The organism is Xanthomonas sp. NCPPB 3218 (assembly GCF_056725185.1).
In genome coordinates this window covers 1,057,180-1,078,086 of record NZ_CM161516.1, presented here as the reverse complement: position 1 = coordinate 1,078,086, position 20,907 = coordinate 1,057,180, and the positions used below count along the sequence as shown (strand labels likewise).

The window sequence follows — 20,907 nt, the reverse complement described above, 5'->3', positions numbered from 1 at the left end:
TACACCCGCGCAAGCCGCACTGCCTAGAATCCGGGTTCCTCAACTGGCGTAGCGGACAATGGCAAACATTGCAGTGGTGATGGTCGACGGCGTGGCCGATTGGGAGATTGGCGTTGTCCTGCCGGCGGCGCGCGAATGGTTCGGCGACCAGGTCGCCATCGCCAGCATCGATGGTCAGCCGGTGCAGTCGATCGGCGGGCTGCGCATCACCCCGGACTTCGCCCTCTCCGATCTGGCGCCGCTGGATGCCGATCTCTGGATCCTGCCCGGCAGCGAGCGTTGGCAGGCCGGCGAAATCCCCGGCCTGAGCGGCCTGCTGGTCGAGCGCGTGCAGCACCAGCGCCCGGTCGCGGCGATCTGCGGCGCCACCATCGCCCTGGCCTATGCCGGCCTGCTCGACCAGCGCGCACACACCAGCAACGCGCTGGCCTTCCTGCAGGAACACGTGGTGCCGTATGCCGGTGCTGCGCAATACCGGCACGAAAAGGTGGTGACCGCCGATGGCGTGATCACCGCACCCGGCACCAGCCCGGTCGGCTTCGCGCTTGCCTGCATGCGACTGCTGCATCCGGAACGCACCGACATGCTCGCCCAGCTGCGCGGCATGTTCGCCGGCGAGTTCGTCTGATCCGGCGGATTCAGGCACGCCTGGCGCATTGGCTGCACTGACTGGATGCAGTGGGTCGCCGCACCGATCCATCACACCGATTGACTGTCGGGATTGACCGCAATGATGCGCTGGGCCGGTTCGCCGCTCGGCCACCCGCGGCGGTGCCGGCGCGTGGTGTGCACGCCGCAAAAAAAGATGGCCACGCCGTCTCCGGCGTAGCCATTCAAGTTGCCTGGCATGCACTCCCATGCGCTGCCTGATCGTGATGACGCTGCCGGTCACTGTTGGCCATCGGCACGCCGCCACGATCACGTGGATGACAGCGCTTCAATCCGGCCCGCCTTTCCGTCAGGCATCCAGCCCGATCGGGCAGCTCACTCCCGTTCCGCCAAGCCCGCAATAGCCATTGGGATGCTTGGCGAGATATTGCTGGTGATCGTCTTCGGCGTAGTAGAACGTGGGCGCCGGGAAACGGATCTCCGTGGTGATCGCGCCATACCCGGCGGCGTCTAGTTGCTGCTGGTACGCATCGCGGCTGGCAAGCGCGGCGTCGTATTGCGCCTGTGTCGTGCAATAGATCGCCGAGCGGTATTGCGTGCCGACGTCGTTGCCCTGCTGCATGCCCTGGGTGGGGTCGTGGCTTTCCCAGAACGTGCGCAGCAACTGTGCGAACGACACCGCCGCTTCGTCGTACACCACCAACACCGCTTCGGTATGGCCGGTCTGCCCGGAACACACTTCGCCGTAGGTGGCGTTGGGTGTCTCGCCGCCGGCGTAACCCACCGCCGTGGTGTACACCCCTGGCAGGTTCCAGAACTTGCGTTCTGCGCCCCAGAAGCAGCCGAGCCCGAACTGCACCTGGGCCAGGCCGGTGAACTCCCCGCGCAACGGATGGCCGTTGATCAGGTGGGTGTTGTGGAGCGGTAGTGCCTGCGCGCGTCCGGGCAAGGCCTCGCCCGGACGTGGCATGCGTTGTTTGAAAGCGCCGATTCCCAGCATGGTGCAACTCCGCAATCGTGAGGATTGCCTGCTGGATGGCGCCGGCCGTAGCGGCTTTCAAGCCACTACGGCCAATGCGGCGTTACTTCCTGGTCACCGAGGCGGTGGCGGTGTCCACTTCCGGCATCGCCGAGCTGTGGTGATTGATGATCAGCCACTTGCCGTCGCGCTTCTCGTACACGAAGGTGTAGCGCGCCTGCACGTCGGTTTTCTTGCCGTCCTTGTCGGTCAGCGTGAAGGTGTAGACGCCGGCATCCACCGCGCTGTCGTCATCGAGCACACGCACGGTGCGGTAGTTGACGACGCCCTGCGGCTTCTTGGTCAGGAACATCTCGAAGTATTTTTCGATCTGCTCGCGCGAGGCGCGGACCTCGTTGGACACGGTCGGCAGCAGCACACCATCCGGGGCATACAGATCGGCCACCTTGTCCGGATTGCCGGTAGCCAGTGCCGCGTTCCAGGTGTCGAACAGCGCGGCGACTTCGCGTTCTTCGCCGCCGGCCGGCAACGTGGCCTTGTCGGTGTAGTGCATCACGCCGCCAGCCAGCGCCGGGGTGGCAGCCAGAGCCAGAACCAGAGAGAACAGAGTGCGACGCATGGGAAATCTCCGTGTGGTTGAGGGGGTTGCCGCATCGGGCGAGCTCAGTATCGAAACCAAGCGGCCCCAACAATTCTGCCGACTGGCATATACTCGAATATGCTGATCGGCCTAGAGCGAACTCATGGAAACCCCTACCAATGCTGGCGATTGGCGCCTGACGCTACGCCGCGAAGCATCCGACAGCGCACGCTGGCAGGCGCTCTGGGAGGTCGCGGTGGCGCTGCGTCAGGCACAGACGCCGGAACAGGCCTGCGACGCGGTACTGGGCCGGGTGCTGCTGTTGCTGGGCCTGGAACATGGCGCGGTGCTGGCACAGCGCGGGCCACGCGCGCAGGTGCTGGCCAGCCGCGGCCGCGCATTGCCGCCAGGTGCCAGCGCAGCCGGCGACAGCCATGAAGCGGCCTGGCTGATGCCACCGCGCCCGGCCGATATCCGCGAGGCCAAGGTGCCGATCCAGGCGCTGGGCAGCACCCTGGGCATGCTGTGCGTGGCCTGGAACGACACCCGTCCCGCCCCCGGCAACGACGATGTGCAGGCGCTGCAGGCCTTCGCACTGCTGCTGCCGGCGATGGTGGCCGAACCGGCCAAACCGCTCGCCACGCGTCGGCGCAAGCCGGTGCAGGACGACCGCCTGGCCGCGCTCAGCAAGCGCGAGAAACAGGTGCTGTCCCTGCTGCCGCGCGGCCTCACCAATGCGACGCTGGCAGCTGAACTGGGGATTTCTCCCGGCACGGTCAAAGTGCATGTGGAGCGAATCCTGCAGAAACTTGAGGTAAAAGATCGCACCCAGGCCGCGGTGTACGCGGTCCAAGCCGGACTCGCGCTATGAATGCAATGGCGGTGCGTTGGAACGATTGGCCGATCACCCGCAAGAGCCTGGCGGTGGTGACCCTGCCCCTGCTGCTGCTGGCGGTGGCCTTGATGGCGATCTACAGCGTGGAGCGGCAGAACATCGCCGCCGAAAACGATGTGCGGCAGACGCTGGAGGTGTTGAGCGATCTGTACGAAGCACACGCGCTATTGGCCGAAACCGCGGCCGGCGTGCGCGGGTATCGGCTGGTGCGCCGCGATGAATTCCTCACCCCGTACCGCGATGCCGAGCCGCGCCTGCAACGGGTGGCCGAACGGCTGTCACAACGCATCACCGACCCGGGGCAGGCGCAGCGGTTTGCGCGCATCAAACCGTTGTTTGCGGAAAAAATGCAGGGGTGGCGCCGGTTGCTGGCACCGGATCTGAGCCGCGAAGAAGAGATCCGCCAGCTGTGGGACGGCAAGTACAAGCTCGACATCCTGCGTGCCGAACTGCGCGAACTGCGCAATTACGAAACCGCGCAATTGCAGCTACGTACCGCCAAGGCGCAGGGGCTGCGCCAGCGCAATCTCATCATCACTTTAAGTGCGGCGATGCTGGGCGGCCTGGGCGCGGTGTTCGCGGTGGCGTGGTTCGCCTCGGCACTGTCCGGACGCCTGCGCACGCTGGCCGCCAATGCCGACCGGCTGGGCGAAGGCTTGCCGCTGGCGCCGCAACCGCGCGCCGGCGACGAGCTGGGCCAGGTCGGCCAGCGCCTGGCGCAGGCCAGCGAACTGCTCGCCGCACGTGCCGCCGAAGCGCAACTGGCACGGCGCGAGGCAGAAACCGCCAACCGCGCAAAGACCGAATTCCTGTCGCGCAGCAGCCACGAATTGCGCACGCCGCTCAATGCGATCCTGGGCTATGCGCAGGTGCTGGAAATGGATCTGCCCGAGCCCGGGCATCGCCGTCATCTGCAGCATATTCTCGGCGCCGGCCGGCACCTGCTGGGGCTGATCACCGAGCTGCTGGACATCGCGCGGATCGAAGCCGACCAACTGGATCTGAGCCCGGAGCCGGTCTCGGTGCGCGCTGCCGTCCACGAGGCCTTGGGCCTGATCGCACCGGACGCGGACAAGCACGGCATCGCGCTGCAGCCGGCTGCCATCGACGGGCCGTGGACGGTGCGCGCCGATGCGCAGCGACTGCGCCAGGTATTGCTCAACCTGCTGTCGAACGCGGTCAAGTTCAATCGCACCGGCGGCCAGGTGCAGGTGAGCGCGCGACCGGATGGCGAGCAGGTGCGCATCACGGTCGCCGACCAGGGCGCGGGCCTGACGCCGGCACAGATCGAGCGGCTGTTCACGCCGTTCGAGCGGCTGGGTGCCGAGCGCTCGGCGGTGGAAGGCACCGGCCTGGGCCTGGCACTGAGCAAGCGGCTGATCGAGGCGATGGGCGGGCGCATCGGCGTGGACAGCAGCCGCGATGGCGCGCGCTTCTGGATCTCGCTGCCGCAGGGCGAACCGCAACGCAGCGAGCCGGCGCGCGCCATCGTGCCGCCGAGTAACGCGGGCACGGGCGTGTGCCGGCTGCTGAGCATCGAAGACAACCCGTCCAACCAGGCCCTGATCCGCACCCTCAGCGAACGCCGCCCGCAATGGCAGCTGCTGGAAGCGGCCAGCCTGGCGCAGGCGCGCGCGCTGCTGCAGCACGGCGTGCCGGACCTGATCCTGCTGGACCTGCATCTGAGCGACGGCAACGGCGAAGAACTGCTGCGCGAGCTGCAGGCGCAACCGGGCACCGTCGGCGTGCCGGTGGTGGTGATCAGTGCCGATGCCACCACCGCCACCCTGGCGCGCGTCGGCAATCAGGGCGTGCGCGCGTATCTGACCAAGCCGCTCGATGTGGCGGAATTCTTCACTGTGATCGACGGGCTGCTGGCATGACACGCGACGAAATCCTGGGTTCCCGCATCCTCATCGTCGACGACGAGCCGGCCAATGTGCGGCTGCTCGAAGACCTGCTGCAGCGCGAAGGCTTCCAGCAGGTCATCGCCACCACCGACCCATTGCGGGTGATGGGGCTGGTGTCGGCATTCGCGCCGGACCTGATCCTGCTGGATCTGAAGATGCCGGAACTCGACGGCTATGCACTACTGGAACAACTGGCGCGGCTGTCCGATCCCGGCCACTTCCTGCCGGTAATCGTGCTCACCGCCGACCCCAGCCGCAGCGCGCGCCATCGCGCCCTGGGCCTGGGCGCCAAGGACTTCCTGACCAAGCCGCTGGACACCTTCGAGGTCGCGCTGCGGGTCTGGAACGTGGCCGAAACCACGGTGCTGTTCAAACGCCTGCGGGCGCTGGCCGCACCGGATGCGGCGCCGCCAGGGTGGCGCCAGCCGGAATGACGCGCGCACATCGTAGGAGCGCACCCGGGCGCGACCGGGGCTGTGCCGATAACACCAGCGTAGGAGCGCACCCGGGCGCGACGTGGCTGTGCCGATGAACGCCACGTCGCGCCCGGGTGCGCTCCTACGACGGGCGCTGCGCTACAGCGCGCGGGTGACCTCGCCGCACAGGCCGATCTCTGCCAGTACCGCCTGTGCCTGGCTCAGGTGCAGGTCGGCCACGCAGACCTGCAGCACGCCGAAGGCAGGCAGTTCCCCGGCACCGCCCAAGAGCGACTCGCCAAACACGAAAGCGGTGATGCCGGCATCCTCCAGCGCGTGCTTGGCCAGATGCGCGTCGATGATGTGACTGGCGCGATACGCGATCTGCATGTCAGCCGCGCTCCAGGCGTTCGCGCGCGGCGTCCTGCTTCCACTCGCGCAGTGCCGGCAATGCATCCAGTGCGGCCAGGTAATCGCCGGCAGCCTCGAACAACGGCACGCCGTAGCTGGCAAAACGCAGCGCGACCGGGGCGAACATCGCATCGACGATGCCGAAGTCGCCGCACAGGAACTGCCCGGCATGGCCATGCTCGGCGCGCAGGCTGGCCCACAGCGCCTGGATGCGGGTGATGTCGCGCTCGGCGGCCGCGTCCCAGCGGGCCGGGCCAGGCGCGCGGGCCAGGTTCATCGGCAGCTGGGTGCGCAAGTCCACAAAGCCCGAGTGCATTTCCGCCGCCGCCGCGCGGGCCTGCGCCCGCACGGACAGCTCGGCCGGCCAGCCGCGGCCATCCAGCCAGCGTTCGTTGACGTATTCGCAGATCGCCAGCGAATCCCAGACATGCAGGGTGTCGTCCCACAGCACCGGCACCTTGCGGGTGGGCGAATAACCGGCGATGCGGGCCTGGAATTGCGGCGTATCCAGCGGCAGCGCGATCTCTTCGAACGGTACCTGGAAATGCCGCAGCAGCAGCCACGGGCGCAGCGACCAGGAGGACAGGGTCTTGTCGCCGATCACCAGGCGGGGCAAAGGCATGCGTGGGGCACTCCGAAGGATCGCCGCAGCGTACGCGCCGGCGGCGGTGCCGGCCAGCCCGCCGTGCCGCCTGCCGATGGCAGCCGGCCTGGCTGCGGCCAGCCATGCAGGCCCCGGCAGCAAGGCGCTTGCGCGCAGGACCACCGCGCGCAGGTGGCGCGCGATGGCCGGCCCCGACACGCCGCCTACCCCTAACCGGTGCCACCGCCTAAACTTGCGGTTTACCTATTGCTGATGCGCGCATGTCCGAGACCCTAGCCACCGACGCCACCGCCCCGGCGGAGAAGAAAGACTTCATCCGCCAGATCGTCCGCGAGGATCTGGCCAGCGGCAAGCACACGGTCATCCGCACCCGCTTCCCGCCCGAGCCCAACGGCTATCTGCATATTGGCCACGCCAAGGCGATCTGCCTGGATTTCGGCCTGGCCGCCGAGTTCGGCGGGCTGTGCAATCTGCGCCTGGACGACACCAACCCGGCCAAGGAAGACCCCGAGTTCGTGGTCGCCATCCAGGACGACGTGCGCTGGCTGGGGTTCGAGTGGGCGCAGCTGCGCCATGCATCGGATTATTTCCAGGTGTATTACCTGGCCGCGGAAAAACTGATCCGCGACGGCCATGCCTTCGTCTGCGACCTGTCCGCCGAGCAGGTGCGCGAATACCGCGGCACGCTGACCGAGCCCGGCCGCAATTCGCCGTTCCGCGAGCGCAGCGTCGAGGAAAACCTGGATTTGTTCCGGCGCATGCGTGCCGGCGAGTTCCCCGATGGCGCACGCACCCTGCGCGCCAGGATCGACATGGCCAGCGGCAACATCAACCTGCGCGACCCGGCGCTGTACCGCATCAAGCACGTCGAGCATCAGAACACCGGCAATGCGTGGCCGATCTATCCGATGTACGACTTCGCGCATTCGCTGGGCGATGCGGTGGAAGGCATCACCCATTCGCTGTGCACGCTGGAATTCGAAGACCACCGCCCGCTCTACGACTGGTGCGTGGACAAGGTGGACCTGGCCGCGCATCCGGAGCTGCTGCAGCCGCTGCTGGACAAGGGCCTGCCGCGCGAGGCCGCCAAGCCGCGCCAGATCGAGTTCTCGCGCCTGAACATCAACTACACGGTGATGAGCAAGCGCAAGCTCACCGCGCTGGTGGAAGAACAGCTGGTGGACGGCTGGGACGACCCGCGCATGTACACGCTGCAGGGCCTGCGCCGGCGCGGCTATACGCCGGCGGCGATGCGCCTGTTCGTGGATCGTGTGGGGATCAGCAAGCAGAACTCGCTGATCGATTTCTCGGTGCTGGAAGGCTGCCTGCGCGAGGACCTGGATGCGGCCGCGCCGCGCCGCATGGCCGTGGTCGACCCGCTCAAGCTGGTGCTGACCAATCTGCCGGAAGGCCACAACGAGACGCTGAGCTTCTCCAACCATCCCAAGGACGAGAGCTTCGGCACGCGCGAGGTGCCGTTCTCACGCGAGCTGTGGATCGAGCGCGAGGATTTTGCCGAAGTCCCGCCCAAGGGCTGGAAGCGCCTGGTGCCCGGCGGCGAGATCCGCCTGCGCGGCGCCGGCATTGCGCGCGTGGACGAGGTGATCAAGAACGACGCAGGCGAGATCGTCGAGCTGCGTGGCTGGCTGGACCCGGAGTCGCGTCCGGGCATGGAAGGCGCCAACCGCAAGGTCAAGGGCACCATCCATTGGGTCAGCGCCGCGCATGCGGTGGAAGCGGAAATACGCCTGTACGACCGCCTGTTCTCGGTGGAAAAGCCCGATGACGAGTCCGAGGGCAAGACCTACCGCGACCATCTCAACCCCGAGTCCAAGCGCAGCGTGCGCGGCTATGTGGAGCCGAGCGCGGCACAGGCTGCACCCGAGCAGTCGTTCCAGTTCGAGCGTACCGGCTACTTCGTTGCCGATCGCCGCGACCATAGCGCCGCCACGCCGGTGTTCAACCGCAGCGTGACCCTGCGCGACACCTGGGCCAAGTGAGTCAGACCGCGCCGGATGCCAGCCATCCGGCGCGGGAACGGCAGCAGGCAGCCGCAGCGAGGCCTGCGGCGATCGGCGCACCCATTGTGGTCATCACGCGTGATGCAGCCAGCGGGGACGGCGCCTCAGAGCGGTATCTGCTGAGTTGATGAACAAGCGCAATGGAGACTGCCTGCCGCACTTCGTTGCATGCTGCATGGCATGAAGGAGCAGCACGATGCGTGAGCGCTTGATGGTGGGTGTTGCCTGCGGCATCGGCGCAGGTGCGTTATGGGGACTGGTGTTTCTGGCGCCGCAGTTGCTGGCGGCGTTCACGCCGTTGCAACTGGCCGTGGCCCGTTACCTGTCGTATGGCGCGGTCGCAGCCCTGGTGCTGGCACCGCGCGCGCGCCAGACCGCTGCGCGGCTGGGGCGCACCGAATGGTGGGCGCTGGTGCGTCTGAGCCTGCTGGGCAACCTGATCTACTACGTGCTGCTCAGCAGCGCGGTGCAGTGGGCCGGCAGTGCGGCGACCGCACTGATCATCGGCCTGCTGCCGGTGGTGGTCACCGTGATCGGTACGCGGGCCGCAGGCGCGGTGCAACTGCGACGCCTGGCCGCGCCCTGCGTGTTGTGCGTCATCGGCGTGGCGCTGGTCGCCCTGGACACCTTGCAGCACGATGCCGCTCACCACGCCAGCGATCGCGCCACCCGCATCGCCGGCCTGCTGTGCGCAGTCGGTGCACTGGTGTCGTGGTCGGCCTATTCCATCGGCAATGCGCGCTGGCTGCGGCGGCGCCCGGACCTGTCAGGTGGCGATTGGTCGCTGCTGACCGGCGTGGTCACCGGCGCATTGGCGCTATTGCTGGCGCCGGCCGCACTGATCGGCAGCGCGCCACATGCGCCGATCGACTGGGCCAGTTTCTGGGGTATTTCGCTGTTGCTGGGCATCCTGGCCTCGGTGATCGGCAACGCCTTGTGGAACCGGGCCAGCCGGGTGCTGCCGCTGACTCTGGTTGGCCAGATGATCGTGTTCGAGACGATCTTTGCGTTGCTGTACGGCTTTGCCTGGGAAATGCGCCTGCCCACGCCACTGGAGCTGGCCGCCATCGCCTGCCTGCTGGTCGGCGTGCTGTGGTGCGCAGCACTGCATGCGGAAGCGAAATGACGCCGGCACCTGATGCACGCAGCGGCCTAGATTGCAGGCTGTGTCCGTCAGCAACGCCGCCATGTGCCTGCCACAACCATGTCCACGCCCGCCTGCAACCACGCTGCGCAGCGCGGTATTTTCGCTGTCGTTCGGCCTAGCGGCCTGCTCGCCGCAGCCACCCGTCTCGAACGCGGTGACCCCGGCCGAGGTGTTCTGCACGCTTCTTCCGGGCCGGCCAGATGACGATCTGCCCAGCGATCGCCGCGACGAAAGCATGCAGCAACTGGACCTTGCCACGCGCTGCCAGCGGGCGCTGCGCAGACAGCGTTGACTGCGGTGAAACTGCAGGCGTGTTGCGGTCACCCGCCGCGCCCCGGCCAGGGTCATCAGCCGCAACGCGCGCAGGGCCCCGATCCCCGGGCTTTCCGTAGCTGATCCAGCGCGCGCCACATTCCGCGCATCCGGGGCTTACCATGGCCGCTCACCTGTCTGATCGGAGCGGCCGCATGTCCCGTCTTTTGTCCCGGTGTCTGAGCACGTTGTTGCTGCTGGCCTGTCTGGTGTCGACCGGCTGTGTGGCCGCGCCGCCGGCCGATACCGCCGCGCCGCCTCCGGCGACCGGCTCGGCAAGTGGCCCGGCCACCGGCAAACCGGTCACCGTGACCACCACCTGCCGCACCGACGCCGATTGCACGGTGAAGAACGTGGGCAACTGCTGCGGCGCCTTCCCGGCCTGCGTCAACGTCAACAGTGCCACCGACCCCAAAGGCGTGATGGCGCAGTGCCAGGCCAGCGGCATGATGAGCGTGTGCGGCTTCCGCGAGATCAGCGCCTGCCAGTGCGTGGCCGGGCAATGTGCCGCAAAGGACGCCCAGGCCGATACACTGCGCCCCGCTCCCCCCTCTACAGAAATGGTCCACTGATGCTTTACGCGCAAGTCCACCTCACGCTGCCCGACTGGATCCACGCGCATGTCGACGACAGCCGCGCCTATCCCAGCGACGAGGACAAGGTGGCGCTGGCAATCGAACTGTCGCGGATGAATGTGCAAGAGCGCAGCGGCGGCCCGTTCGGTGCGGTCGTGTTCGGCCCGGACCACCGCATCATCGCCGCGGCGGTGAACCGCGTGGTGCCGCAGACCACCTCGCTGGCGCATGCCGAAAACATGGCCTACATGCTCGCGCAGCAGCGCCTGCAGACGCCGCGCCTGAACGATGTGCTGTCGCCAGTGACGCTGGCCACCTCCGCGCAGCCGTGCTGCCAGTGCTACGGCGCCACGGTGTGGGCCGGCATCGACCGCCTGCTGATCGGCGCACGCGCCGAAGACGTGATGGCGCTGACCGAATTCGACGAAGGCCCGTTGCCTGCCGACTGGGTGGGCGAGCTCACCCGCCGCGGCATCGAGGTAGTGCGCGACGTGCATCGCGATCAGGCCTGCGCGGTACTGCGCAACTATGGCGAGGGCGGCGGTGACCATTATTGATCTGCCCCGCAGCGATCGCGCACGCCAGGCACTGCGATGAGCGGCCTGCTGTGTTACTGCCGCCAGGGCTTCGAGCCGGAGCTGGCCGCCGAGTTGAGCGCGCGCGCCGCATTCGTCGGCATCGCCGGCTATGCGCGTACCCAGCGCAACGACGGCTATGTGCTGTTCGTCTGCGATGAGGCCACACAACTGGCTGCCAGGCTGCACTGGCGTGAGTTGATCTTCGCGCGGCAGAAGCTGGTGGTGATTGCCGAACTCAAGGGCATCGACCCCAAGGACCGCATCACGCCGATCCTGGCCGCACTGGAAGGCCAGCCGCGTTTCGGCGATCTGTGGGTGGAACACCCGGATTCGGACGCGGGCAAGCCGCTGGCAGGGCTGGCACGCAGCTTCGGCAACGCCTTGCGTCCGGCCTTGCGCAAGGCCGGCCTGCTCACCGACAAGCCGCAGCCGCGCCTGGCACGGCTGCATATCTGTTTTCTCGATGGCGACCACGCCTTGCTGGCAGTGGCCGACAGTGCCGACAGCGCGCCCTGGCCTCTGGGCATTCCACGTTTGAAGCTGTTGCCGGAGGCGCCATCGCGCTCGGCGCTCAAGCTCGACGAAGCCCTGCTCACCCTGCTCGCACCGGACGAACGCGAAGCGCTGGTCAAGCCCGGCATGCGCGCCGCCGACCTGGGCGCAGCCCCCGGCGGCTGGACCTGGGTGCTCACCCGCCAGCACCTGCATGTCACCAGCGTCGACAACGGCCCGCTACGCGAGCACGTGCTGGAGACCGGCCTGGTCGAGCATCTGCGTGCCGACGGCTTCCATTGGAAGCCTGCGCAGGCACTGGACTGGATGGTCTGCGACATGGTCGAGCAACCGCGCCGCGTGGCCGAACGCATGGCCACCTGGATCCGCGAAGGCTGGTGCCGCAACACCATCTTCAACCTCAAGCTGCCGATGAAAAAGCGCTGGGACGAGACCCGCCTGTGCCTGGACCTGTTCGAGCAGCAGGCCGAGAAATCGCTGATCGTGCGTGCCAAGCAGCTGTATCACGATCGTGAGGAGATCACGGTGTTGGCGATGCGGGGTTGAGAGCGGGGAATCGGGAATCGGGATTGGGGAATCGTAAGAGCTGGGAATCGGGAATCGGGAATCGTAAAAGCGCGGATTGGTGGCGTTGTTATTGCGGTGGGTGCTGGCGGGTATCGCGGGAGCTGGTGTGGTGATTCACCTGCGCCAGTCGCACTGATGGCAATCCGGCGTGATTGATCGGTAGCCGCTTTCGGTGCTGGACTGCACGGCATGTGGGAATTTCATCGTGGCAGGCTGGTGCGCGCCAGCCTGCTCGTTTCGCTTCGGCGGGCAGCTCCGTCGATTGACGGAGCTTAGGCGCGATCAGAGCACGATTCGCTTGCTGCCCTCACGGGCCGAGCGGTAGATCGCATCGACGATGCGGATGTCGCGCAGGCCTTCTTCGCCGGGCGCGCGCAGCGGGGTGCCATTGATGATCGCCAGCGCGTCCTCGTCCATCTGCAGTGCCTGCTGGTGCGGCACCTTGGCGTCGAACACGCGCCCGTCGCTGGCCTTGCCGGTCACGCCCTGGTAGCTCTGGAACGGCGACAACTCGTACCAGCCGCGTTCGCATTCGGCACGCAGCACATTCATGTTGTTGCCGAAGCTGGTCTTGCACTCGGCACGCACCGCGTTCGGAAATTCCAGGGTGAAGTCCATATGCTCGTCGACTTCGTCGAACAGCTCGGGGCGATCGGTCCAGCGCTTGGCGGTCACGGCCAACGGCTCGCTGCCCACCGTGTAGCGCGCGGCGTTGAGCGGGTACACGCCCATGTCGTACATCGCCCCGCCGCCGAACTGGGAGCGCAAGCGCCACGGACGGTCGGCCTTGGTCGCATCGTGATAGCCGTTGTACCCGGCCTCGGCGCGCACACGCTGCATCGCGCCGAACGGCTTCTCGCTGGCCATCGCGATCAGGCGACGCGTGTTGGGTTCGTGCTGCATGCGGTAACCGATGGTCAGCGCCACCTTGTTGCGCTTGCACGCCGCGATCATCGCCTCGCATTCGCCGGCATGCATCGCCATCGGCTTTTCGCACCAGACGTGCTTGCCGGCCGCCGCCGCGCGCAGCGTCAGCGGCGCATGCAGATGGGTTGGGGTGACGATGTACACCACGTCGATGTCGTCGTTGTCGGCGATCCGGTCGAAGTTCTCGTAGTTATAGACATTGCGATCGGCGATGCCGTACTTGGCCTGCCACTGCGGAATCTTCGCGGGCGTGCCGGTGACGATGCCGGCCAGCTTGCAATGCTTGGTCAACGCCAGGCCCGGCGCGAGCTGTTCGCTGGCATAACTGCCCAGGCCGGCCAACGCCACGTTGAGCGGTTTGCCCGGCTTTTTCTTCGGCAATGCCCAGCCGGGCGCAGCAAGCAGGATGCCGGCACTGCCGAACGCGGCGAGCAAACGGCGACGTGTGATCGATTCCACGGACATGCAAACCTCCTTGGCAAGATTGAGAGCGGCTGACACCATCGCATGCGGTCGTCAGCGACGACGACACACTCACAGGGAGTGTCAGTGGGTACATGCCGCACCGCGCCCACTCACACTGCCCGCAGATGGGCGCAGTGCTGCTGTTGGTCGCTCGTCGGCCAATGCTGCCCGGGCACCTTACTTGATCGTGCGTGATCACCGCCATGGCCGCTGCGCACGTTCTGGCACACTGGCAACGATCCCATCTGGAGCATGCCGCATGACCGCTGTCGTCCGCTGCCGTTTCCTGCCATTGGCGTTGCTGTTGTCCAGCTCGCTGGCGACCGCTGCCGATGCGCCCTTCGTTGCGCGCGACCTGATCGGCGACGGCACCTTCACCCACAATGCCGAAGGTCCTGCCGCCGGACCGGATGGCGCGCTCTATGCGGTGAATCTGGGCAAGGACGGCACCATCGCGCGCATTGCCCTGCACGCCGATGGCAGCGCCAAGGCAGAGGTCTTCGTGACCCTGCCCGTGGGCAGTACCGGCAATGGCATCCGCTTCCGCGACGGGACGATGTACGTGGCCGACTTCACCGGCCACAAGATCCTGCAGGTGAACCTGCAGACGCGTGCGGTCAGCACCTTCGCCTCGCTGCCCGACGCCGACGGCCCCAACGATCTGGCGATTGCGCCCGATGGCAGCTTCTATGCAAGCGACCCGAACTGGAAGGACAACAGCGGCCGCCTGTGGCACATCAGCCGCGAGGGCGTCGTCGCGTTGATGGAATCGGGCATGACCACGCCCAACGGGTTGGACGTCAGCCCCGACGGCAAGCATCTGTACGTCAACGAAAGCATGTCGCGCAAGGTATGGGTATACGACCGCGTCGACGGCGGCCTGCGCAACAAGCGCCTGCTGATCAGCTTCCCGGACTTCGGCATGGATGGCATGCGTTGCGATGCCGACGGCAACCTCTATATCGCCCGCTACGATGCCGGGCAGATCGCGGTGGTCTCGCCGCAGGGCAAGTTGCTGCGCACGGTCGCGTTGAAAGGCCGCAAGGCCAGCAACGTCGCGTTCGGCGGCACCGATGGCAAACAGGTGTTCGTCACCTTGCAGGATCGTGGCGCAGTTGAAACGTTCAGGTCCGATCGTCCGGGCCGCGAAACCGGACGCTGAAACTGCTGCGCGCGTCGCAACGGTTCTCAGGTCGCGCAACAGCGTCCTGGCATCCTGCAGGTCACCCGTGGAGGACTCCCCATGCAACCGATCGAACTCAAGGACGCGGCTGCCTTCGGCAACGAATTCCTGCGCCTGACCCTGCTGCAGGGATTCCAATCGCTGACCAAGCGCGATCTGGAATTGCTGATCTTCGTGCTGCTCGAACGCGACGGCGCCATCTCACGCAACAGCTCCAACGCGATGGTCGCGCTGCAGCTGCGGGTGACCTCGGCCAAGGTCAAGGCGCTGCGTCGTGACGGCTATGCGCGCTGGCGCTCGCTGGTACCCGAGGAAGGCGACGCGGCAATGCAGCGCATCGTCGCCAACGTGCTCACCGAAGACAACCTGCGCTCCGGTGCCAAGCACGTCAGCGAGCGTAGCCGCAAGGAAGGCTTTCTGGCGGTACGCATCGAGCACCCGGACGATGCGCAGCAATTCGAACAGGCCATCCTGGATGTGGGTGCCTTGCCGGTGTACGAGCGCAATCGCGAAGTGGTCGCGGTACGCTTCGACACGCTGCTGAAAGTCGCCGAGCGCTGGGGCTATCTGCAACCGGACCCGCAGGCCACCGTGCGCGAACTGCAAAAGCTCACGCCCACCGCCGAAGAAGTGGCGGACCTGTTGAAGAAGGACATCGCGCAGGTGCGTTGGGAAGACGTACGGCGCGCGCTCAACAGCCTGGGCGCCAAGGCCGTGGCCAGCACTGCCGAGGGCGGTCTGAAGGGCTTGTTGAAGATCGTGTTTCCATTCATCCCCGGCTGAGCCGCTGTCCTGGATGCGGCGTGCGACGGTGCGCTGCGGCCATGGGTTCCGGTTGCCGATGCCGCATCGCGCACGCTGCACTGCCGTCAGCCCAAGCGCACGTTGCACACCTCAGGACGCCCGACAGCCTCTATGCTTGCGGGCTGTTCCACATCAGGGGGATCTGATGACTACCGTTCGTACCGTTTCGTTTTCCGTATTGCTGTTGCTTGGCGGCCACGCGCTCGCGCAACAGGCGCCAACGCCGGCCAGCAGCATGCCGCTGATCGACGTACCCAATGTGATTCGCACCCAGCCGCTGTCCAGCGGCGAGGTCACCCATCAGGCCCAGCTGGAACGCCCGCGCGGCGAGTCCAGCGTGATCGTGCGCTCGATCCAGCCCAACAGCGTGGTCGGCAGCTACCGCATCGACTTCCAGGCCATGGATACCGACGGCGACGGCAGCATCAGCCGCGCCGAGGCACAGGCCAACCCGGCACTGGCCGATGAATTCGACGCGCTCGACACCCAGCACAGCGGCCACCTGAGCCGCGAACAGCTGGCCGGCTGGCTGATCCGGTAAGTCATTCGGCAGCATCGCAAACAGGGCCGCGCGCACCCGCGCTACGCAGGCGCGCACGGCCCTTCGTTTATGACCGCCACAACCTCTTGCAGTGCCCGCTTCGGTCGGCTAGATTGTATTTAACGGATACAATTTGGATGGATCGATGAGCGCTCGCCTGACCCTTGCCGCAGACCTTGGCTATCAATTGCAACTGGCAACCCTGGCCTCCAGCCATGCCGCGCGCCAGGAACTGGCCGAACTGCATCTGACCCCGGCGCGCGTCACCGCCTTGATCCACATCCGCGACCAGCCCGGCTGCGACCAGACCGAACTGGGCAACCGCCTGCTGGTCAATCGCGCTGCCGGCATGAAGATCGCCAACGCACTGGCCGAGCAGGGCCTGATCGAGCGCCTGGCCGGCCGCGACCGACGCAGCAAGGGCCTGTACCTCACCCCGCTTGGCGAGCGCACGCTCGGCACCGCGCAGGGCTGCCTGGCGCGGGCGGTCGCGCGCACCTGCACCGGCCTGCAGGCCAGCGAGCAGCAGACCTTGCTGCGCCTGCTCTGCAAGTTGAACGCCAGCGCCACGTTGGAACGGGCAAACGTGCCGGACGCCGCGCTCGCCGAAGAACTGTGATTTCCACTCTGTACCGACTCGAAGGAGACGCCGCTTGAACGAGCATGACGTGGTATCGGTCCGCATCGAAAACCGCATTGCCTGGGTGAAGTTCGCACGCCCCGACAAACGCAATGCGATGAGCCCGGCGCTCAACCGCCGCATGATGGACGTACTGGACGAGCTGGAATTCGACGACAACGTCGGCGTGCTGGTACTCGGTGGCGAAGGCACCGCCTGGTCGGCCGGCATGGATCTGAAGGAATACTTCCGCGAAACCGAGGCCCAGGGCCTGCGCGGCGTGCGTCGCTCGCAGCGCGAATCCTACGGCTGGTTCCGCCGCCTGCGCTGGTACCAGAAACCCACCATCGCGATGGTCAACGGCTGGTGCTTCGGTGGCGGTTTCGGGCCGTTGTTCGCCTGCGACCTGGCGATCGCCGCCGACGAGGCGCAGTTCGGCCTGTCGGAAATCAACTGGGGCATCCTGCCCGGCGGCGGCGTCACCAAGGTCGCGGTGGAACTGCTGTCCATGCGCGATGCGATGTGGATGACGCTGACCGGCGAGATGGTCGACGGCAAGAAGGCCGCCGAATGGCGCCTGGTCAACGAAAGCGTGCCGCTGGAACGGCTGGAAGCACGCACCCGCGAAGTGGCCCAGTTACTGCTCAAGAAGAATCCGGTCGCGCTGAAGTATGCAAAGGACGCAGTGCGCCGCGTCGGCACCATGACCTACGACGAAGCCGAAGATTACTTGGTGCGCATGCAGGAAGCGGCCAATTCGTTCGACAACAACGCCCGCAAGGAAGGCATCCGTCAGTTCATCGACGAGAAGAGCTACAAGCCTGGCCTGGGCGAATACGACCTGACCAAAAACAGCGCCTGAGCACGTCCTACGGCGCCTGAAGCGATGCGCGCCGCACGCGCATCGCTGGCGCTGCCAGTGGTTTTCTGCACCGAGGAGGGAGTATGGAAGCCTTGTCCGCAACCCTGCGCGGGATCGCTGCGCGTGGGCCGTTGGGCCTGTTCATCGACGGCCAATGGCGCGCAAGCAGCGGCGATCGCGACGTCGATGTGATTGCCCCGCACACCGAACAACGCCTGCTGCGCTACACCGAGCCCTCGCCGGCAGACACCGAGGCGGCCATCGCCGCCGCGCGTGCCGCGTTCGACAGCGGCCCCTGGCCGCAGCTATCGCCGCAAGAGCGTGGCGTCGTGCTCAAGCGCGTGGCCGCACAGCTGCGTGCGCGCCTGCCGGAGCTGGCCGAAGCCTGGACCGGACAGGTCGGCGCCACCATCGGCTTCAGTCGCCGCGCCTCGCAGCAGGCACCCGGCCTGTTCGACTATTACGGCGACCTGATCGCAACCCACCCATTCGTGGAGCCGCGTGCACGTGCCAACGGCGGCCGCGTGCATATCGTGCAGGAGCCGGTGGGCGTGGTCGCCACGATCACTCCCTGGAACGCACCGCTGGTGTTGCTCTGCTACAAGGTCGCTGCGGCCCTGGCGGCCGGTTGCACGGTGGTGGCCAAACCCTCACCGGAAACGCCGATCGATGCCTACATCCTGGCCGAATGCATCAGCGCCGCCGGCGTACCCGATGGCGTGTTCAATCTGCTGCCGGGCGGTCGCGAGGTCGGCGAACAGCTGATCCGCCATCCGCAGGTGGACAAGGTGAGTTTCACCGGTTCCACCCAGGCCGGGCGGCTGATCGGGGTGGCCTGCGCCGAGCGGCTGGCGCGGGTCGGGCTGGAGCTGGGCGGCAAGTCGGCCGCGATCGTGCTGGACGATGCAGACATCGCCAAGCTGCTGCCCAGCCTGGTGCCCTACTCGATGCCGATCACCGGCCAGGTGTGCTTCGCGCTCACCCGGGTGCTGGTGCCGGCGCAGCGACGCGACCAGATCCTGCAGGCGTACTGCGCGGCCGTGGGCGCGCTCAAGCTGGGCGACCCGTTCGCAGCGGAGACCGGCATGGGCCCGTTGGCGCTTGGCCGCCAGCTCGAGCGCGTGCAGTCCTACATCGCACAAGGCCGCGCCGAGGGCGCGCGCCTGGTCATGGGCGGCGGCCGCCCGACGCATCTGCCGCGCGGCTTCTTCATCGAGCCGACGGTGTTTGCCGGGGTGACGCCGGACATGACCATCGCCCGCGAAGAGATCTTCGGCCCGGTGGTGAGCTTCATCGATTACCACGACGAGGCCGACCTGATCGCCAAGGTCAATGCCAGTGACTTCGGCCTGCACGGCACGGTCTACAGCGAGGACCCCGATCGCGCCTACCGCATCGCCCGCCGCGTGCGCAGCGGCAGTCATTCGATCAATGGCATGTGGGTGGACTTCGACATGCCGTTCGGCGGGGTCAAACATTCCGGGATCGGCCGCGAAGGCGGCATCGAAGGGCTGCACGCCTTCCTCGAAACCAAGACCATCTATCTCAGTTAGGCCCTTCAGCCCACCGACCGCGCAATCACCAGAGCGCGGTCGCAACGCGATGCGACAGGCACTGCCTTGTCCATCGGTTCCTGCGGTGTGTCCGCACTTTCTGGTGAACGTTCGCCAGGTGTTTTCGCACACGCGTCAACCTTCAGCCGCAGCCGTCGCACTCACGCCAGTCACTCCCCCAATCTGCATTCGGAAGACAGCGCCATGACCATGCCGACCGACTCGATCTCCTTCCACGCCCGCCTTACCCCACACCGGCTTGCCGCCCGCGACCTGCTGCAGGACCGGCAATGGACGTACGCAGAACTGGATGTCTTGATCGGCCGTCTGGCCGCCTTGCTGCAGGCGCGCGGCTGCATCGATGGCGAACGGCTCGCCGTGCTGGCGCGCAATTCGGTCTGGCAGGTGGCGCTGCATTTCGCCTGCGGACGCGTCGGCGCCATTTATGTGCCGCTGAACTGGCGGCTGAGCACGGCCGAACTGGATGCATTGCTGCAGCGCGCCGAGCCACGCCTGCTGTTGGGCGACGACGTTGCGGCAGGGCGCGCCGATGTCGCCTCGCTGGCCGACTTCGTCGATGCGGCGAACACGCTCGAACCGGCGGACACCGGGTCGATTCCACCCGAACGCATCAGCCTGATCCTGTTTACCTCCGGCACCTCCGGCCAGCCCAAAGGCGTGATGCTGAGCGAGCAGAACCTGCAGCAGGTGGCGCACAACTTCGGCGTCACCACGCGCGTGGATGCCGGCAGCAGTTTCCTGTGCGAAGCGCCGATGTTCCACATCATCGGCCTGGCCACCAACGTGCGCCCGGTGCTGGCGGTGGGCGGCTCGATCCAGGTCTCCAATGGCTTCGAGCCCAGGCGCACGCTGGCCTGGCTGAGCGACCAGTCGCTGGGCATCACCCATTACGTCGGTGTGCCGCAGATGATGCAGGCCTTCCGCAGCCAGCCCGGTTTCGACGCGGCGTCGCTGCGGCATCTCACCGCGCTGGTCAGCGGCGGCGCGCCGCACGCCAGCGATGACCTGCTCGGCTGGCTGGACGACGGTGTGCCGATGGTCAGCGGCTTCGGCATGAGCGAGGCCGGCACGGTGTTCGGCATGTCGGTGGACTGCGCGGTGATCCGCGACAAGCTGGGCGCGGTCGGCATTTCGACCCCTGCAGTGCAGACGCGCGTGGTCGATGGCGATGGCAACGACTGCCCGGTCGGCGTGCCCGGCGAGCTGTTGTTGCGCGGCGCCAACCTCAGCCCCGGCTACTGGCGCGACCCGCAGGCAAGCGCCGCTGCGCTCGACGAGCACGGCTGGTTCCGCACCGGCGACATCGTGCGGCGCGATGCCGACGGGTTCTTCTGGGTCGTCGATCGCAAGAAGGACATGTTCATTTCCGGCGGCGAGAACGTGTATCCGGCCGAGATCGAAGCGCTGCTTGCCGATCACCCGCAGGTGCGCGAATGCGCAGTGGTGGGGATCGCCGACCCGCAATGGGGAGAGGTGGGCTACCTGGCGATCGTGCCGGCCGACGAGACGCCGGATCTGGAGCAGATCCGCGCCTATCTGATCGAACGGCTGGCCAAATACAAGGTGCCCAAACACCTGCGCGTGGTCGAGGCGCTGCCGCGCACCGCGACCGGCAAGCTGCAGAAGGCGCGCCTGAAAGATGCCCTGGCTACCGAAGCGTGATGCGCCCGGATGTGGATTGCGCCGCGAGCAGCCGGCAGTGACGCGCAGGCTGCTGCCCTGCCACACCAGCGACACGGCAGCGGCCGATGCCAGACAGCACAACGGGCAGCCTGAGCTGCCCATTGCGTGCATGCCGCACTCCAGCGCCATCGC

At 66.9% G+C, this 20,907-nt stretch carries 23 protein-coding genes; 17 read left to right on the top strand and 6 right to left on the bottom strand.

What is annotated here, in order from left to right; genetic code table 11:
• Positions 1–58: 58 nt before the first annotated feature.
• On the top strand, positions 59–628 hold the full coding sequence (locus tag AC1PLS_RS04615; RefSeq protein WP_016900730.1) for a type 1 glutamine amidotransferase family protein: 570 nt from the start codon (positions 59–61) through the stop codon (positions 626–628).
• A gap of 71 nt (positions 629–699) precedes the next feature.
• On the opposite strand, the gene AC1PLS_RS04610 is transcribed toward AC1PLS_RS04615, so the two are convergent.
• The 3 genes from AC1PLS_RS04610 to AC1PLS_RS04600 all read right to left on the bottom strand — a co-directional run bounded on the left by AC1PLS_RS04610 (position 700) and on the right by AC1PLS_RS04600 (position 2,207).
• Positions 700–837: a hypothetical protein gene (locus AC1PLS_RS04610; RefSeq protein ID WP_161698209.1), complete on the bottom strand. Its 138-nt coding sequence runs from the start codon at positions 835–837 to the stop codon at positions 700–702.
• A gap of 121 nt (positions 838–958) precedes the next feature.
• Positions 959–1,609 carry a peptide-methionine (S)-S-oxide reductase MsrA gene (msrA, locus tag AC1PLS_RS04605; protein ID WP_065032008.1) on the bottom strand — a complete coding sequence of 217 codons (651 nt, stop codon included), beginning with the start codon at positions 1,607–1,609 and terminating at the stop codon, positions 959–961.
• Between the two features lie 82 nt (positions 1,610–1,691).
• On the bottom strand, positions 1,692–2,207 hold the full coding sequence (locus AC1PLS_RS04600; RefSeq protein WP_024938253.1) for an SgcJ/EcaC family oxidoreductase: 516 nt from the start codon (positions 2,205–2,207) through the stop codon (positions 1,692–1,694).
• A 124-nt stretch (positions 2,208–2,331) separates the two neighbouring features.
• On the opposite strand from AC1PLS_RS04600, the gene AC1PLS_RS04595 reads away from it, so the two are divergent.
• Genes AC1PLS_RS04595 through AC1PLS_RS04585 form a run of 3 tightly spaced genes read left to right on the top strand, consistent with a single transcriptional unit; the run spans position 2,332 to position 5,407 of the window.
• Positions 2,332–3,039: a helix-turn-helix transcriptional regulator gene (locus AC1PLS_RS04595; RefSeq protein WP_184432015.1), complete on the top strand. Its 708-nt coding sequence runs from the start codon at positions 2,332–2,334 to the stop codon at positions 3,037–3,039.
• Positions 3,036–4,946 carry an ATP-binding protein gene (locus tag AC1PLS_RS04590; protein ID WP_184432017.1) on the top strand — a complete coding sequence of 637 codons (1,911 nt, stop codon included), beginning with the start codon at positions 3,036–3,038 and terminating at the stop codon, positions 4,944–4,946. The genes AC1PLS_RS04595 and AC1PLS_RS04590 overlap by 4 nt, the downstream gene beginning before the upstream one ends.
• On the top strand, positions 4,943–5,407 hold the full coding sequence (locus AC1PLS_RS04585; RefSeq protein WP_024938256.1) for a response regulator: 465 nt from the start codon (positions 4,943–4,945) through the stop codon (positions 5,405–5,407). Before AC1PLS_RS04590 ends, AC1PLS_RS04585 begins: the two co-directional genes overlap by 4 nt.
• A 141-nt stretch (positions 5,408–5,548) precedes the next feature.
• On the opposite strand, the gene AC1PLS_RS04580 is transcribed toward AC1PLS_RS04585, so the two are convergent.
• Together AC1PLS_RS04580 and AC1PLS_RS04575 are read right to left on the bottom strand one after the other, a co-directional pair.
• The gene (locus AC1PLS_RS04580) at positions 5,549–5,779 is read right to left on the bottom strand and encodes a putative signal transducing protein (RefSeq protein WP_016900736.1); all 231 of its coding nucleotides are present in this window, start codon (positions 5,777–5,779) and stop codon (positions 5,549–5,551) included.
• Position 5,780: 1 nt separating this feature from the next.
• On the bottom strand, positions 5,781–6,422 hold the full coding sequence (locus AC1PLS_RS04575) for a glutathione S-transferase family protein (protein WP_102254739.1): 642 nt from the start codon (positions 6,420–6,422) through the stop codon (positions 5,781–5,783).
• Between the two features lie 242 nt (positions 6,423–6,664).
• Here AC1PLS_RS04575 and AC1PLS_RS04570 point away from each other — a divergent pair, with 242 nt between their 5' ends.
• The 6 genes from AC1PLS_RS04570 (at position 6,665) to rlmM (ending at position 12,096) form a co-directional block, all read left to right on the top strand.
• Positions 6,665–8,404, top strand: a complete 1,740-nt coding sequence (locus AC1PLS_RS04570; RefSeq protein ID WP_054591352.1) for a glutamine--tRNA ligase/YqeY domain fusion protein — start codon at positions 6,665–6,667, stop codon at positions 8,402–8,404.
• Between the two features lie 217 nt (positions 8,405–8,621).
• Positions 8,622–9,551 (top strand): DMT family transporter, encoded by a 930-nt coding sequence (locus AC1PLS_RS04565; protein ID WP_046345772.1) that lies wholly within the window; start codon positions 8,622–8,624, stop codon positions 9,549–9,551.
• A gap of 40 nt (positions 9,552–9,591) precedes the next feature.
• Positions 9,592–9,864, top strand: coding sequence for a hypothetical protein (locus AC1PLS_RS04560; protein WP_184517852.1), 273 nt, complete (start codon positions 9,592–9,594; stop codon positions 9,862–9,864).
• A 175-nt stretch (positions 9,865–10,039) separates the two neighbouring features.
• On the top strand, positions 10,040–10,456 hold the full coding sequence (locus tag AC1PLS_RS04555) for a hypothetical protein (RefSeq protein WP_054591355.1): 417 nt from the start codon (positions 10,040–10,042) through the stop codon (positions 10,454–10,456).
• Positions 10,456–11,016: a nucleoside deaminase gene (locus tag AC1PLS_RS04550; protein ID WP_024938261.1), complete on the top strand. Its 561-nt coding sequence runs from the start codon at positions 10,456–10,458 to the stop codon at positions 11,014–11,016. Before AC1PLS_RS04555 ends, AC1PLS_RS04550 begins: the two co-directional genes overlap by 1 nt.
• Positions 11,017–11,052: 36 nt before the next feature.
• Entirely contained in the window at positions 11,053–12,096 is a 1,044-nt protein-coding gene (rlmM, locus tag AC1PLS_RS04545; protein WP_184432019.1) for a 23S rRNA (cytidine(2498)-2'-O)-methyltransferase RlmM, read from the top strand.
• A 303-nt stretch (positions 12,097–12,399) separates the two neighbouring features.
• On the opposite strand, the gene AC1PLS_RS04540 is transcribed toward rlmM, so the two are convergent.
• Positions 12,400–13,509 (bottom strand): Gfo/Idh/MocA family protein, encoded by a 1,110-nt coding sequence (locus AC1PLS_RS04540; RefSeq protein ID WP_039530564.1) that lies wholly within the window; start codon positions 13,507–13,509, stop codon positions 12,400–12,402.
• A gap of 259 nt (positions 13,510–13,768) precedes the next feature.
• Here AC1PLS_RS04540 and AC1PLS_RS04535 point away from each other — a divergent pair, with 259 nt between their 5' ends.
• The 7 genes from AC1PLS_RS04535 to AC1PLS_RS04505 all read left to right on the top strand — a co-directional run bounded on the left by AC1PLS_RS04535 (position 13,769) and on the right by AC1PLS_RS04505 (position 20,754).
• Positions 13,769–14,671, top strand: coding sequence for an SMP-30/gluconolactonase/LRE family protein (locus AC1PLS_RS04535; protein WP_184432021.1), 903 nt, complete (start codon positions 13,769–13,771; stop codon positions 14,669–14,671).
• Between the two features lie 81 nt (positions 14,672–14,752).
• Complete coding sequence (locus AC1PLS_RS04530) at positions 14,753–15,475, top strand: hypothetical protein (protein WP_016900745.1); 723 nt, start codon at positions 14,753–14,755, stop codon at positions 15,473–15,475.
• 166 nt (positions 15,476–15,641) lie between these two features.
• Complete coding sequence (locus AC1PLS_RS04525) at positions 15,642–16,037, top strand: EF-hand domain-containing protein (protein ID WP_104608416.1); 396 nt, start codon at positions 15,642–15,644, stop codon at positions 16,035–16,037.
• A 145-nt stretch (positions 16,038–16,182) separates the two neighbouring features.
• Positions 16,183–16,656, top strand: coding sequence for a MarR family winged helix-turn-helix transcriptional regulator (locus AC1PLS_RS04520; protein ID WP_481104249.1), 474 nt, complete (start codon positions 16,183–16,185; stop codon positions 16,654–16,656).
• A gap of 34 nt (positions 16,657–16,690) precedes the next feature.
• The gene (locus tag AC1PLS_RS04515; RefSeq protein ID WP_016900748.1) at positions 16,691–17,518 is read left to right on the top strand and encodes a p-hydroxycinnamoyl CoA hydratase/lyase; all 828 of its coding nucleotides are present in this window, start codon (positions 16,691–16,693) and stop codon (positions 17,516–17,518) included.
• An 83-nt stretch (positions 17,519–17,601) separates the two neighbouring features.
• Positions 17,602–19,071 carry an aldehyde dehydrogenase gene (locus AC1PLS_RS04510; protein ID WP_167763023.1) on the top strand — a complete coding sequence of 490 codons (1,470 nt, stop codon included), beginning with the start codon at positions 17,602–17,604 and terminating at the stop codon, positions 19,069–19,071.
• 204 nt (positions 19,072–19,275) lie between these two features.
• A complete protein-coding gene (locus AC1PLS_RS04505; RefSeq protein ID WP_184432023.1) occupies positions 19,276–20,754 on the top strand; it encodes an AMP-binding protein in 1,479 nt (492 codons plus the stop codon).
• Positions 20,755–20,907: the final 153 nt, after the last annotated feature.

Excerpts from the sequence above, each read along its gene's own strand:
- AC1PLS_RS04575 (WP_102254739.1), bottom strand. The coding sequence starts at position 6,422 with ATGCCTTTGCCCCGCCTGGTGATCGGCGACAAGACCCTGTCCTCCTGG.
- AC1PLS_RS04600 (WP_024938253.1), bottom strand. The coding sequence starts at position 2,207 with ATGCGTCGCACTCTGTTCTCTCTGGTTCTGGCTCTGGCTGCCACCCCG.
- AC1PLS_RS04615 (WP_016900730.1), top strand. The coding sequence starts at position 59 with ATGGCAAACATTGCAGTGGTGATGGTCGACGGCGTGGCCGATTGGGAG.
- AC1PLS_RS04565 (WP_046345772.1), top strand. The coding sequence starts at position 8,622 with ATGCGTGAGCGCTTGATGGTGGGTGTTGCCTGCGGCATCGGCGCAGGT.
- AC1PLS_RS04530 (WP_016900745.1), top strand. The coding sequence starts at position 14,753 with ATGCAACCGATCGAACTCAAGGACGCGGCTGCCTTCGGCAACGAATTC.
- AC1PLS_RS04540 (WP_039530564.1), bottom strand. The coding sequence starts at position 13,509 with ATGTCCGTGGAATCGATCACACGTCGCCGTTTGCTCGCCGCGTTCGGC.
- AC1PLS_RS04525 (WP_104608416.1), top strand. The coding sequence starts at position 15,642 with ATGACTACCGTTCGTACCGTTTCGTTTTCCGTATTGCTGTTGCTTGGC.
- AC1PLS_RS04595 (WP_184432015.1), top strand. The coding sequence starts at position 2,332 with ATGGAAACCCCTACCAATGCTGGCGATTGGCGCCTGACGCTACGCCGC.
- msrA (WP_065032008.1), bottom strand. The coding sequence starts at position 1,609 with ATGCTGGGAATCGGCGCTTTCAAACAACGCATGCCACGTCCGGGCGAG.
- AC1PLS_RS04585 (WP_024938256.1), top strand. The coding sequence starts at position 4,943 with ATGACACGCGACGAAATCCTGGGTTCCCGCATCCTCATCGTCGACGAC.
- AC1PLS_RS04505 (WP_184432023.1), top strand. The coding sequence starts at position 19,276 with ATGACCATGCCGACCGACTCGATCTCCTTCCACGCCCGCCTTACCCCA.
- AC1PLS_RS04580 (WP_016900736.1), bottom strand. The coding sequence starts at position 5,779 with ATGCAGATCGCGTATCGCGCCAGTCACATCATCGACGCGCATCTGGCC.
- AC1PLS_RS04550 (WP_024938261.1), top strand. The coding sequence starts at position 10,456 with ATGCTTTACGCGCAAGTCCACCTCACGCTGCCCGACTGGATCCACGCG.
- AC1PLS_RS04555 (WP_054591355.1), top strand. The coding sequence starts at position 10,040 with ATGTCCCGTCTTTTGTCCCGGTGTCTGAGCACGTTGTTGCTGCTGGCC.
- AC1PLS_RS04590 (WP_184432017.1), top strand. The coding sequence starts at position 3,036 with ATGAATGCAATGGCGGTGCGTTGGAACGATTGGCCGATCACCCGCAAG.
- AC1PLS_RS04520 (WP_481104249.1), top strand. The coding sequence starts at position 16,183 with ATGAGCGCTCGCCTGACCCTTGCCGCAGACCTTGGCTATCAATTGCAA.
- AC1PLS_RS04570 (WP_054591352.1), top strand. The coding sequence starts at position 6,665 with ATGTCCGAGACCCTAGCCACCGACGCCACCGCCCCGGCGGAGAAGAAA.
- AC1PLS_RS04510 (WP_167763023.1), top strand. The coding sequence starts at position 17,602 with ATGGAAGCCTTGTCCGCAACCCTGCGCGGGATCGCTGCGCGTGGGCCG.
- rlmM (WP_184432019.1), top strand. The coding sequence starts at position 11,053 with ATGAGCGGCCTGCTGTGTTACTGCCGCCAGGGCTTCGAGCCGGAGCTG.
- AC1PLS_RS04535 (WP_184432021.1), top strand. The coding sequence starts at position 13,769 with ATGACCGCTGTCGTCCGCTGCCGTTTCCTGCCATTGGCGTTGCTGTTG.